Consider the following 12,814-nt stretch of genomic DNA (forward strand, 5'->3'; position numbering starts at 1 on the left):
GGTAGTCGTCATGGATTTCGCCTCGCTGCTCGTTTTCAAATCACCGTATGCCATCGTGTTCTGGGGCGTCATGGCCTGGGCTTACACCATGGAAAGCATCCAGCACCGCAGCAAGATGAAGCGGATGGCCAGCCACGACGGCGCCGACCGCTACTCCGGCCTGGTGATCTCGATCGGTTGCGGCCTGTTGCAGGTCGTGGCTTTCTTGCTGGCAGCCTATCAGCAGTGGGGCGTGGCCGGCTCTGAGGGCGTGGTCATGTTCTACGCCGGCGTTGCCCTGATCGTGGGCGGCATGCTGCTGCGCATGCACTGCTGGCGCGTGCTGGGCGCCTTCTTCACGCCCACCGTCACCATCGCCAATGACCACCGCGTGGTGGACCAGGGCGCCTACAAGTGGCTGCGCCACCCCTCCTACCTGGGCGCCTTGATGACCCTGGCCGGCCTGGGCCTGGCACTGGCCAACTGGGCCAGCCTGCTGCTGCTGGTGATCGGCTCCTGGGCCATCTACATCTACCGCATCGAGGTCGAAGAAACCGCCCTCGAATCGGCCCTGGGTAGCTCCTACACGCAATTCAAGAACTCGCGCAAACGCCTGATCCCCTTCGTGTACTGACACGGCTGACAACAAGGCGAGGGCGGTCTCATGTGGAGCAGGTTCCTGGCCAGCAGGTGGTTCGTGCCTTGTGCCGTCCTGCTGGGTGTGTTGTTGATGGCACCGGCCATCAACATCGGTTTCGTGGCAGACGACTTTCTGCATTGGGCGATGCTCACCGGGCGCTCGCCCAATGCCCAGCCAGGCTCCCATTGGGGCCTTTTCACTTTCTTTGATGGCGTGGTCGCCCACAACCAGGCGCTGAAGGATTCCGGCCGCCTGATCTGGTGGGGCGCGGACCAGCTCAAGCTGTCCTTCTGGCGGCCCTTGTCCGAAGTGAGCCACTGGCTGGACTACCAGCTCTGGCCTGACTCCGTGCTGATGATGCACGTGCACAACCTGCTTTGGTACGGCGCACTGATCTACGCTCTGAGCCGCCTCTACCGCCTGCTCGATGCGAACCTGCAGCAGGCTCACCTGGCCACCTGGCTGTTTGCTGGCAACCTCATGCATGTGTTCGCCGTGGCCTGGCTGGCCGCGCGCAACCAGCTGATTGCCGGTGTGCTGCTGGCCGCTGCGCTGGCAGCGTTCCACCACTGGCGCACCGGGCGGGGTGCTCGCTACGCTTGGGCCGCTGGCGCCTTGCTGGCCGTGGGCTTGCTGAGTGCCGAGGCCGCCATTGCCATCGTGGGCTACATGGTGGCCTACCTGCTGACCATGGAAGCCGGCAAGCCCGTCTGGGGCCGCGTGCGCGCCATCCTGCCCTTTGTGCTGATCGTGCTGGTGTGGAAGGCGGTGCACAGCCACCTGGGTTACGGCAGCGTGGCCTCGCCTGCCTACATCGACCCGGCATCCAACCTGCCGCGCTTTGCGCAAAGCATGGTGCTGCGCCTGCCGGCCTTGATGGCCGCGCAATGGTTCGGCGCCTCCACCGGCGTGTTCGAGCAACTGCCCCGCCAGATGCAGGTGCTGTACGCCGCCGTGTCGATCAGCCTGCTGGCCGGCCTGGGCCTGGTCGTGCACTACCTCAAGGGCTTTGCGTCGCCGCTGGCGCGCTTTTACCTGCTGGGCTCCATCTTCGTGCTGGTGCCGGCCTGCGCCACCCTGACGATGGACCGCCTGGTGCTCAACGCCAACATTGGCATGAGTGGCTTCCTGGCCATCGTCATCTGCCAGGTGGTGGCTCGCCGGCAAACGCTGGTGGGCTGGCCGGCTGCCGCAGCCAAGTGGCTGGTGTACGTGATGGCCGCCATCCATGTGCTGCTGTTCCCGCTGGCATCGGGCGTGTCATCAGCCTTGCTCAAGACCATGTTGTGGCCCACCACTCAGGGTGAGCCCCTGTCTGTGCCGGACGCGCGCCAGATCAAGGCGCAGCACGTGATCCTGGTGAACCCGCCCACGGCCGAGATGGTGTTCTATTACCCCGTGGTGCGCGACTACCTGGGCGTGGCCAACCCGCAGTCCATGCACGCCTTGGGGCCGGGCATCCAGGCCATGAGCCTGAGCCAGCTGGATGAGCGCACGCTCAAGTTGTCGGTGCCCGGCGGCATCAAGGCCACCATGGCGCGCGACGAGGTGTCAAAGCCCTTCAAGGTGGGCGATGTGACCATGATGGGCGGCATTCGCGTCGAGGTGCTGGAGATCACGCCCGAGCGCGTGCCCAAGGTGGTGCTGTTCCGCTTCCCCGCGCCGGTGTCTGATCCACAATGGCAGTTTTACGCCTGGAAGGACACAGGCTATGCGCCGTTTGTGTTGCCGGGCGTGGGCAAGTCGGTGGACCTGCCTGCGGTGGATCTGGCCAAGATGGTGGCGGCGCGCCTGAAGTCCTCCAACTGATTGCTTGATTGGATGGACACCATGTCTGCAGCTGCCGCCCCCGTTCGTTATCTCAACCCTGAAGCCCGCTATTCGGACGCCGCCATTCACGGTGGCGTGGTGTACCTCGCGGGGCAGGTGCCTACTGATACCCGTGCCGACATGGCAGGGCAGACGCAGCAGGTGCTCGATCAGATCGATGCCTTGCTCAAAGAGGCTGGCAGTAGCCGTGGGCGGATCCTGATGGCGCAGGTCATCGTCAAGGACATTAACGATGTGCCGGCGATGAATGCGGTGTGGGAGGCCTGGTTTGCGGGCGTGACGGCGCCGCCAAGGGCGACTTTTCAGGCGCCGCTGGTGAACCCGGATTGGAAGATCGAGGTGATTGTCACTGCTGCGTTGGGCTGACTTTGGTGTGGGACAGGGGCACCGGGTGGCCAACGCCGCTCATGTCCCCCGGCTCCGGCTGCGCCGGCCCCTCCTCCTTTACTTCGCTCTGTTGGCCACCCGGTGCCCCTGTCTGGGAGAGGTTGGGGTGTGCGATCTGAATATTCAGGCGTGTGACTGATCAGCGGCCGGCGCCTGCTTCGACCATGACCGGCCAATCGACCGGTAGCGGCGCGTATGGCCGCAGCACCTCTTAAACCCGCCACTCCGAAAGTGAATAAGGCTGTCGAAATGCACGGCCCTCGTTCGTCGTGTAAGACCAACCGCAATTAGGAGACTTCGATGCCCCGTTACATGATCCAAGTTCGCGCCACCTCCATGAGCGAGGCTGGCGACTTCCCTGATGACCCTACGCTCGTGCCGCGCATGATGGCCTTCCACGACGAGATGGCCAAGGCGGGCGTGCTGCTCGATGGTGCCGGCCTGCAGCCCAGCAGTCAGGGATTTCGCGTGCAGTACGACGCCGCCGGCCAGACGCTCGTCACGGACGGTCCTTTCGCCGAGACCAAGGAACTGATCGCAGGCTACACGTTGATCGAGGTGCGATCGCATGACGAAGCACTGGCCTGGGCGCAGCGCTTTCCCGCGCCGTTTCCTGGCCAACCCTGTTGCATCGAGGTGCGCCCGCTGATGGGCGGCGTCGACCTGCCACCTGAAGATGCCGAGCGCATCATTCGCGAACAGTTGGCTGCCATCAAGCAGGGCCGATGATGCTTATCGGATGTTCACCGGCGCTGACGATGTCGGCATGCAAAGCCAACGGGCTGAACGTGCGTGAGGCGGCGACGCGGCTCAAGGTGAGCAAAACCGCCTTGTACGCCGCTCAACAAGCGGCGCGGGCAGCTCAAAGCTGATCCCGCTCGGGTAGCACGCCCTTACCGTGCTTTATTTTCCGTTTTCTGAGACGACCCCTGGCAAGAAGTCGGTGAGAGGTTCGAACAGCAAGCCCCCGGTGCGGTGATGGCGCACCTGGCGTTGGACAGGGCCCTGCCGGCCAGTTGGATCGATGAGGTGTTCCATGCCCATCTGCGCTGGGCATGACCGGCCTGTCGCTGCTGAACGGCGCGCCCGAGGTCAACATGGTCAACGTGATGACCGGTACTGTGCGCCAGGCCGGCTGAAGCCTTCTTCGCGGCGGGCCCGTCAAGCCGGCCGCCGCGAACCGCCGCCCCATGCACGCGCCACCGCCTGGCCCAGCGCCGCGCATTCGGCCGCCAACGCGACCTGGAAGCGCGCCACCAGCGGGTTGCCCGGCCGATGCGCCGGCCGCACCGCGAACACCCGGAACGGAATGTGGAATGCCAGCGGTCGTACCACGATGCCCGCGCCCTCGCTCGCCAGCGCCAGGGCGGTCAGCGGGTTGACGATGGCCAGCCCCAGGCCGTGGCGCACCATCGCGCAGACGGCCACCGCGTTGTCGGTCTCCACCGCCAGCCGGCGGTCGACGCCGGCCTCGGCGAACACCTTGTCCACCCTTTGTCGGTAGCGGTCGCGCGGGTGGAAGCTGACGAACGCCTGGCCGGCGAAGTCGGAGGCCGCCAGTCGGCGCCGCGCCGCCAGCGGATGGCCGGCAGGCAGCACCGCCACCTCGTCGAGTTCCAGCAGCAGCGAGGCCTGCGCGCCGGCCAGCGCGCCGTCGTGCTCGGCCACGCCCAGGTCATGCGCCTGCGCCGCCAGGCGCTCTTCCAGCAGCGGCGACTCGTACGGATTGACCGACACGCTGACGCCCGCGTGCGCCACCTGGAAACGCGCGCAGGCGCCGGGCAGCAAGGCGTGCGCAAAAGCCGGCAGGCAGGCCAGCGACAACTGCCCCTGCGTGAACTGGCGCAGCCGCAGCGCGGTGTCGGCCACACGCTCCAGCCCGGCGTAGGAGCGCTGCACCTCCTCGAACAACGCATACGCCTGCGCCGTGGGCTGCAGCCGCCCGCGCACGCGGTCGAATAGCGCCAGACGCAGCAGCGACTCCATGCGCGACAGCTCGCGGCTGACGGTGGGCTGCGAGGTGGACAGCGCCGCGGCCGCACCGGTGACGCTGCCGGCGGTCATCACCGCGCGGAAGACCTCGACGTGGCGGTGGGTGAGCGAAGAGCGCATCCGCCAACCATATCAAATTTGTATGAGATTGCGAAATCAAAGCATTGGACGGATATGGTCTCGGAGGGCACCATGGTGCCATGAACACGCTGCAAAACCCCGCCCCCGCCACCTTCACGCCCGAACGCCTGCGTGCGCTGGCCGCCGCGCACGCGACGCCACTGTGGGTCTACGACGCCGGCACCATCCGCGCCCGCGTCGAGCGCCTGCGCCGGTTCGACACCGTGCGCTTCGCGCAGAAGGCCTGCTCCAACACGCACCTGTTGCGGCTGATGCGGGGCCTGGGCGTGCAGGTGGACGCGGTCTCTGGCGGCGAGATCGAGCGCGCGCTGCACGCCGGCTACGATGCCCGCGACGAACACGCCGGCATCGTGTTCACAGCCGACGTGATCGACCGCGCCACGCTGGCGCTGGTGGCCGCGCATGGCATCCCGGTCAACGCCGGCTCGGTGGCGATGCTCGATCAGCTCGGCGCGCATCTGGGCCAGCACGCCGCCGGCCATCGCGTGTGGCTGCGCATCAACCCCGGCTTCGGTCACGGCCATAGCCGCAAGACCAACACCGGCGGCGAGCACAGCAAGCACGGCATCTGGCCGGCCGACATCCCGGCCGCGCTGGAGGCCATCGCCCGCCACGGCCTGCGGCTGGTGGGCCTGCACATGCACATCGGCTCGGGCGTGGACTACGGCCACCTGGCGCAGGTGTGCGACGCGATGGTGCGGCACGTGCGCGAGGTCGTCGCGCGCGGCCACGACGTCAGTGCCATCTCGGCCGGCGGCGGGCTGTCCGTCCCCTACCGCGCCGGCGACGCCGTCGTCGACACCGACCACTACTTCAAGCTGTGGGACGACGCGCGCCGCCGCCTGGCCGACGAGCTGGGCCACCCACTGCGACTGGAAATCGAGCCTGGCCGCTTCCTCGTCGCCGAGGCCGGCGCGCTGCTGGCCGAGGTGCGCGCCGTCAAGGACATGGGCGGCAACCACTTCGTGCTGTGCGACGCCGGCTTCAACGACATGGTGCGCCCCGCGATGTACGGCGGCCACCACGCGATCAGCCTTGTCGCGCGCGCGGACGCGGCCGGGCGGGACGCGCCGCGACCCAGCGTGGTTGCCGGCCCGCTGTGCGAATCGGGCGACGTGTTCACGCAGGACGCCGGCGGGGTGGTGCAAGCCCGCGCGCTGCCGCCGGCCGAAGTCGGCGACCTGCTGGTGTTCCACGACGCCGGGGCCTACGGTGCCTCGATGAGCTCCAACTACAACACGCGGCCGCTGGCGGCCGAGGTGCTGGTCGATGGCGACGTGTCGCGCCTGATCCGGCGGCGGCAGACGGTGGCGGAGCTGATCGCGCTTGAGGATTGAGCCCCACACGCCCAATCGCAACCGTTGGTCTGCTTTGCTTCTTACAGCGGCCGCTCAAGCCAGCACTGGCAGCGTGACCGAATGTCGGGTTGCCGATGCCTACTGTGAATCGGCCTGCAGGCCACGACCGGCTCCTGACGCTGCACAGCCGTCATCCAGCACATTGACGCTAGCGCTCACAACAAGCCTCTACCGTCCCCAACCTCATTCTCTAGCCCCCGCGCATCGGTGGTCCAACGCAGCCCGCAGGCCCAGTTCCCCTCAGTAGAATGAGCCAAAGGCTCTGTCATACAAGGCGGTACACCCGTTGCCTGAGCCAACATCACTGAAAGGGAGCCCTTGTGAAGCGGTCTGCGATTGTTTGCGCCATGCTGGCGGTTTGTGGTTTGACGTCGGTGCACGCGCAAACCTACACGTTCACCGACTTGGGCCATGCCAGTGGGGTGGCCTCGGCGGCCGCGAACATCAACAACTTGGGCCAGGTGGTGGGCTTGTTCTCAGGCAGCAACGGGCTGAACCACGCGGTGACCTGGGTTGATGGTCAGGCCATGGAGTTGGGCGCGGCTTCTTCCAGTTGGGGCTTCGATCGCTTTGCTAATCCATGGGGCATGTCCGGTTCCGCCATCGGTATCAATGACGCTGGCCAGATCGCCTGGACCAACGCCAATACAGGGCACGCGACGGTTTGGGCCAATGGCGTGGCCACGGATCTCGGTACCTTGGGTGGAGCGCAGAGCGACGCGCGCGGCATCAATCAGGCTGGTCAGATAGTTGGGCAGGCACAAGACGCCAATGGCAATTGGCGGGCGGTCGCCTGGAACGGTGGCCAGCCTACCGAGTTGGTGACACCGAACGCGTCGTCCTCGTCCAAGGCCAATGCGGTCAACAACGTCGGACAGATCGTTGGGTATGAAGAGCGGCCATCCCAACCCTACGTCGCGCATCCCGTCATCTGGGACCAGGGCGTGGCAAGCAGCCTGGATGAGTCCGTGGGGCGTATAGATTCATATCTGCCTCGGGCCTACGGCCTCAACGATCTCGGCCAGATCGTGGGCAGCGTGAAGGCGCCCAATGATGTGGACTACTACCGTGCAGTGCTGTGGGACCACGGCGTATCCCGCATGCTGGATACACCATTGGGCGCCGACGCCGCCGAAGCCAAAGACATCAACAATGCGGGCCAGATCGTGGGGTTTATCTATCCTAAAGCCATCAATGCGGAGTCTCGCGCCGCAACCTGGATCAACGGTCAGGTCATCGATCTGAATTCGCTGTTGCCCGCCAGCGTGGTGGATGCAGGCTGGGTGCTGCTGGGTGCGAACGCCATCAACGAGGCTGGCCAGATCGTGGGCCAAGCCCGCAACACCAATACAGGCGTGATCGACGCTTTCGTGCTGACGCCTGTACCGGAATCCGGCACCTTCGCCATGATGCTGCTGGGCCTGGGCGCCGTGGCCGTCCATGCCCGTTGGCGCGCTGTGCGCAAGGGCCAGGTTTAAGGGTTGCAGTGCTCGCAGTGCTGCGGCTCGGCAAACAGCCGGTCCGTGCGGCGTTCAGTGTGCTGGTGTGTGCAACTGACGCATGCCCATTCCTGGCTTGAATAGGTCTTGGTGGGCCGCTTGCAGGCCCGGCAAGGCAGGCCACCGGTACGCTTGGTGATCCAGTAGCCAGGCTTGGCGCAAGCCGGGCAGGTGGATTGCAGGCGCTTGAGCAGATCCTGAGCGGCCTCGCCAATGCGGGCCATGCGCGTGGGGTTGGCGAAGGCGCGCAGGTCCAGCTCGACAAACACCTGGCCGTTGCTGGCCTGTCTCACGCAGGCATCAAAGGCCGTGCGCAGGGCGGGCCAGTCTGTGATGCCTTTGATCAGGCGCGGGTCGTCCTGGTCCTGGGGGCGCATCACCAGATGGTGGCTGGGGAAGCCTTCTTCTTCTGCGAACCGCTCCACCGCCGCCCAGTCGGCTGTTTGCAGGTGGCCGCTTTGTGCCGGGCCTTGGGCCATGCCCACCACTTCGATGCCCAGGCGGTCGTCCAGCCACACGAGCATTTCCACGTTCCAGGGGAACATGCCGGTGAAGGGGTCAGGCCCGAAGCTGCCTTCGCTGGCTAGGCCCATGGGCAAGCCGGACAGGGTCATGCCCATGCGGGCCTTCTGGCGGGCGGCTTCCAGTTGTGAGCCGGGGCGGGGCACATCGCGCGTGAAGGTGCCCAGCTGGTCGGTGTCGAAGTGGTCCACGTGGTGCACGACGCAGCCCAGTGCGGGCTCAAGCACCGGCGCGATCACCCGTTCTTTGCCATGTTGGGTGAGCAAGGCCACCCGCTGATCTGCCCAGTGCTTCATGCCAGCCCTTCCAGCTTTCGCCATTGCCCGTGCACACGGTGCTGCAGGCCGGCATCATCGATGCGCCACAGGTGCAGCCATTCGTTGTCCAGCAACTGCCGCACGATGGTGTGTTTGGCCACGATGGCGTCAATGGCGGCTTGAGGCGCATCGATCACCACAGTCAGGCGCAGGGGTTCGTGCATCCATTGGGCACCATCGTGCACCGACTGCTGCGAAAGGCCAATGCGCAGGTCGCCCCCATTGCCTTCGAACACCCCCAGGTTGCCGCCCACCACGTTGTGCAGCAGCTTGTTGCCACTGCCGAAGCGGGTGGGCTCGCAGGTGGAGGCGTGGTATTGCCAGTTGATCCAGTTGGTGACCAGCATGGGCGCGGTCATCAACAACTCCAGCACGCTGCCGTCCGCATCATGGCGGGCGTCGTAGTCATGCAGGAAGCTGCGGCCACCCAGGTTCAGGCCAAGGGTGCGGGCGCGTGGCGCGATGATGAAGGCGGCATTGCCGGCCAGCCCCCACTCGGGCCGGGTCTGTGCGCCATCGTTGGCGCGGCGGCGGTAGGCCTTGAACAAGCTGGGCGCATCGGCCCGGGCGTCCATGCCCAGGCTGGGTGCGCGCTCGCGCCGCACCTGGTCGCCTGCCTGGCGCAGCGCGGTTTGCAGCCGGGCCCAGCGTGGGCGGGCTGATTCGGGCAGCACATCGGCATCGAACACCTCGACTTCGTCCGTGGTGGTGTTGTGCAGCGCGGCCACGAACACGGTGTCTGGCGCGATCGACAGGCCCGTGGCCTGCAGGCTCGCCCGCACCTCTGGTTCATTGAGCAAGCCAGCCAGCACGCGGGCGTTCACTTCGCCGGTCTGCCCGCCACAGGCGCCGCAGTCAAGCGAGGCGGCATGGGCGTTGTTGGTGCTGTGGCTGCCGTGGCCGACCAGCAGCACCATGGGGGCGAGGTCGTGGTCCAGGCCCATGGCGTGCAGCACGCGCGCGGCCAGGCTCACTTTGGCTTCGGTGCTCAGGCCTGTCAGGGCAGGGCAGCACAGCGGGCGGTAGCGGGCAGGCATGCCAGCCAGATCGTCACGGGGGCGCTCGCTGTCGCCGGGTGCCAGCCAGCGGCCCAACTTGCCCAGATAGCCCACGCCTGCTGCCTCCACGAACGAGAACGCGGCGGCCGGCCAGCGGCTGGCGGTTTGCCAGGCTTCGCTCCAGGCAAAGCGGTTCTGGCGTGCTTGTGCCATGGCTGCGGTATCGGGGCCGGTGTCTTGCACTTCTAGTGCGGGGGCCAGCAGGCCGGGCAACTGAGGCCGGCGGGCGTTGGTGCCCAAGGGGGTGTAAGCCACGGGCAAGCCAAAGAAACCGGCGAAGCCTAATGTCTGCACGGCGGGCCAGGCGGCCTCCAGTGCGCGGCGCAGGGGCTCGCTGCGCACATCAATGCAAAACGCGGCTTGCACTTGTGTGGGCTCGGGCGAGGCGGCTGGCCTGGCTTGCTTCAGCGGGCTGGTCAACTGTTGCGCCAGGTGCCGCTGGTAGCCGGTTTCCAGGGCCACTTGCCACACCTCGTCCACCAGCAGGCGGACCTGGGCGTGGGCCAGCACGGCCTTGGCCTGGCGCCATTCGTTTTGCACGGCTTCAAAGGCCTGGCGTGCGGCCTTGTCGTCCTTGCACTCCAGCAGCAGGGCGCCCCAGGCCAGGCGGATGGCCAGCAGGTCGCGCAGGGGCGCTTGCGCCTTGTCGGTGGCTTCGCCGTTGAGCTGGGCCTGCCAACCGAGGTAGGCACACCACGAAGCCCAGCCATTGATCGACAAGAGCACGGCCTCCAGATAGTCGGCCCACACTTCGGTCGGCAAGCCCAGGCGCTGCATGGCCCAGCGCTCGGCGTCTTCACGGGTGGCGGGCAGGGCACTCAGGCCTTGCTTCAAGTGCGGCAAGCCCATGAGCAGGCCGATGCCGTGGTCGTGCAGCAGGGTCTCGCGCCAGAAGGCGTACAGGCCAGCATCGCGTTGTGGCTGCCAGTCGGCCTGGTGCTCATCAAAGTAGGCGGCACAAGTCTGGCTCACCTGGTGGGTCACGGCCTGGCGCCACGAGAGGCGCTTGTGGCGCGCGGGGTCGTCGTCCAGCACATCGATCAGCAAGGGCAGGCGAGGCAGGTTCTGCGCGCGGCTCAAGGCGTCGATGCACTGTTTGGGCGTGAGGGCCGCGCTGTGGGGCAGCTTCTGTTTGAGCGCCCAGCTCAGGTCCGCATGGCTGATGCGGCCACTCTGCCAGGCTTCATGGATGTAGGCCCGCGTGGGCAAGACCTGGATGCCGGCCAGCACCGCCATGCGGGCAGCCACTTCCAGCACGGGGCGGCCCACGCGCTGCCAGTGGGGGTTGACGGCAATCGAGCGGTCCAGCGGCCAGGTGGGCGCCATCATCTGGCAGGCCTGGGCGCAGGCCTCGGCCACGTGGGCGGGTGTGGGTTTCAGTTCAGCAACGAGGTCATTCATGTGGGGTTCCTCAGTCTTGCGTGGCCATCAGTGAGCTCGACGGCGCCCACTCGTCCTTCTGGTCAGTCTTGCGGGGCGTCCAACGGGCTGGCCATAGGCTCAGGGTGATGCGCGTGTAGACCTCGTCCATATAGAAGCCGGCATAGCTCCACCGGCGCCAGGCCGACAGGCCTTGCGGCCAACGCTGCAGCGCCACCAGGGCGGCGTACATCAGGCCCATGGCCAGTGCGACCAGCCAGCCCGCCGCATGGTGAGGCGCTTCGCTCAGGCCCAGGGGCAGGGCGTGGGCCAGGCTGGCGAGCAAGGCCAGGCCCGCCACCAAGGTGGCACCAACGCCCAGCACCAACGCGCCGGAGCGGCCCGTGTGCGCGTTCGCAGGCACCCACAGCAGAGGGGCCCAGGCCCAAGCCAGCACCGCTGTCCACCACCATGGCCAACTGGGCGTGCTCATCATGGCTTGCGTGCCAGCCACCACCGCCAGGGTCAGCGCGGGGGCGGTCAACAGGCTCCAGGCGCTGGGCGTCATCTGGCCACGCAGTTGCTGCAGGCGGGTCTGTTGCACCGTGCTGGAGGAAGACAGGAAGGCATGCGCCTTGTAGAGCGAGTGGCCAAGCAGGTGCAAGGCCGCCAGGGTGTACAGGCCCAGGCCGCACTCCATCACCATGAAGCCCATCTGTGCCACGGTGGACCAGGCCAGGCGCACCTTGATGCTGATGCGCGTCATCATCACCATGCCAGCCAGCAGGGCGGTGATGGCACCCAGACCCACCAGCAGCCAGCGCGCCACGGGTGAGGCCTCGATCAGGCTGGACTGGCGAATCAGCACCCAGCCGCCCAGGTTCACCACGCCCGCATGCAACAGGGCCGACACCGGCGTGGGCGCCTCCATCACCTGGATGATCCAGCCGTGTACGGGCAGCAAGGCCGTGCGCAACACCACCGCCAGCACCAGCAGCACCGCGCTGGTCTGCAAAGCCAGGCTCACCGTGCCCTGGCTTGTCTGCTGGGCCACATGCTGCGCCAGGTGCGACAGCGAGCCGCTGCCGGCTTCCTGCCATGCCAGGGCGGCGGCGCCCAGCAGCAGGACGTCGGCCAGGCGGTCGGCCAGGCGCTTCTTGTGGGCGGCCAGCAAGGCAAAGGGCCGGTCAGCGTAGAAGCACAGCAGGTGCTGCAGGCACGCGCCTACGGCGGCCCAGGCCGCGATCAGCAGCACCCAGTGGTCGGCCAGCAGCAGCACCTGCACCGAAGCCAGCACTCCGGCGAGCGCGGAGGCGTACCGGCGCTGGCCAGCCAGGCCTTGCGTGTCACCCTGCAGGTAGCGCCCGGAAAACGAGGCAATGACCGCAGCCAGGCCCTGCACCAGCACGGCCAGGGTGGCGCTCAAGGGCTGCATCGCGAGCAACTCGCCCCAGGCTGCTTGCGAAGGGCTGATGGCTTGCAACACCGCCGCCCCTGCCGAGGCGATCAGGCCCGCCCCGATGGCGCCTTGCACGCCGCGCCAGAGCGTGGCTGTTCTGGACGCCTGAGCCGTGTGCGCCCAGCCCGCCACCAGCAAGGCCAGGGCTGGTGCCACCAGGGCCAGACCCACTGCCAAGTTGCTTGCCAGGTTGGGTGAAAAACCTGCCCATTGATCCATGACGTCGTACCTCCAAGACATGCTTGCCATGGTGCCGACTGGGTTTTATTCTGT

Annotated in this window: 10 protein-coding genes and 1 pseudogene; 7 read left to right on the forward strand and 4 right to left on the reverse strand. The window is 66.9% G+C overall.

Translation table 11 applies throughout. The annotated features are described in order from the left end of the window. Window positions 1-10: 10 nt before the first annotated feature. The 5 genes and pseudogenes from JY96_RS22530 to JY96_RS24075 all read left to right on the forward strand — a co-directional run. Window positions 11-613 carry an isoprenylcysteine carboxylmethyltransferase family protein gene (locus JY96_RS22530; RefSeq protein ID WP_052162731.1) on the forward strand — a complete coding sequence of 201 codons (603 nt, stop codon included), beginning with the start codon at window positions 11-13 and terminating at the stop codon, window positions 611-613. A gap of 63 nt (window positions 614-676) precedes the next feature. After that, window positions 677-2,428 (forward strand): hypothetical protein, encoded by a 1,752-nt coding sequence (locus JY96_RS18880; protein ID WP_152606576.1) that lies wholly within the window; start codon window positions 677-679, stop codon window positions 2,426-2,428. Between the two features lie 21 nt (window positions 2,429-2,449). Beyond that, the gene (locus tag JY96_RS18885; RefSeq protein WP_035043658.1) at window positions 2,450-2,815 is read left to right on the forward strand and encodes a RidA family protein; all 366 of its coding nucleotides are present in this window, start codon (window positions 2,450-2,452) and stop codon (window positions 2,813-2,815) included. A gap of 321 nt (window positions 2,816-3,136) precedes the next feature. Then, on the forward strand, window positions 3,137-3,565 hold the full coding sequence (locus tag JY96_RS18890; RefSeq protein ID WP_035039791.1) for a YciI family protein: 429 nt from the start codon (window positions 3,137-3,139) through the stop codon (window positions 3,563-3,565). Between the two features lie 44 nt (window positions 3,566-3,609). Continuing rightward, window positions 3,610-3,708 (forward strand): annotated as a pseudogene (locus tag JY96_RS24075) (recombinase family protein); the annotation flags it as partial. Window positions 3,709-3,997: 289 nt separating this feature from the next. Here JY96_RS24075 and JY96_RS18895 read toward each other — a convergent pair. Further along, window positions 3,998-4,948 carry a LysR family transcriptional regulator gene (locus JY96_RS18895; RefSeq protein WP_035039793.1) on the reverse strand — a complete coding sequence of 317 codons (951 nt, stop codon included), beginning with the start codon at window positions 4,946-4,948 and terminating at the stop codon, window positions 3,998-4,000. An 89-nt stretch (window positions 4,949-5,037) separates the two neighbouring features. On the opposite strand from JY96_RS18895, the gene lysA reads away from it, so the two are divergent. After that, window positions 5,038-6,306 carry a diaminopimelate decarboxylase gene (gene lysA / locus JY96_RS18900; RefSeq protein ID WP_035043660.1) on the forward strand — a complete coding sequence of 423 codons (1,269 nt, stop codon included), beginning with the start codon at window positions 5,038-5,040 and terminating at the stop codon, window positions 6,304-6,306. A gap of 368 nt (window positions 6,307-6,674) precedes the next feature. After that, window positions 6,675-7,805: a PEP-CTERM sorting domain-containing protein gene (locus JY96_RS18905; protein ID WP_035039795.1), complete on the forward strand. Its 1,131-nt coding sequence runs from the start codon at window positions 6,675-6,677 to the stop codon at window positions 7,803-7,805. Here JY96_RS18905 and JY96_RS18910 read toward each other — a convergent pair. From JY96_RS18910 to JY96_RS18920, 3 genes are read right to left on the reverse strand one after another with little or no spacing between them, the layout of a single operon-like run. Then, window positions 7,802-8,644 carry a DUF6671 family protein gene (locus tag JY96_RS18910; protein WP_152606577.1) on the reverse strand — a complete coding sequence of 281 codons (843 nt, stop codon included), beginning with the start codon at window positions 8,642-8,644 and terminating at the stop codon, window positions 7,802-7,804. The genes JY96_RS18905 and JY96_RS18910 overlap by 4 nt on opposite strands. Continuing rightward, complete coding sequence (locus JY96_RS18915; RefSeq protein ID WP_052162733.1) at window positions 8,641-11,124, reverse strand: YbcC family protein; 2,484 nt, start codon at window positions 11,122-11,124, stop codon at window positions 8,641-8,643. Before JY96_RS18915 ends, JY96_RS18910 begins: the two co-directional genes overlap by 4 nt. A gap of 10 nt (window positions 11,125-11,134) precedes the next feature. Then, on the reverse strand, window positions 11,135-12,760 hold the full coding sequence (locus tag JY96_RS18920) for an NADH-quinone oxidoreductase subunit L (RefSeq protein ID WP_052162734.1): 1,626 nt from the start codon (window positions 12,758-12,760) through the stop codon (window positions 11,135-11,137). Window positions 12,761-12,814 lie beyond the last annotated feature (54 nt).

The organism is Aquabacterium sp. NJ1, from assembly GCF_000768065.1.
GTDB lineage: Bacteria > Pseudomonadota > Gammaproteobacteria > Burkholderiales > Burkholderiaceae_C > Aquabacterium.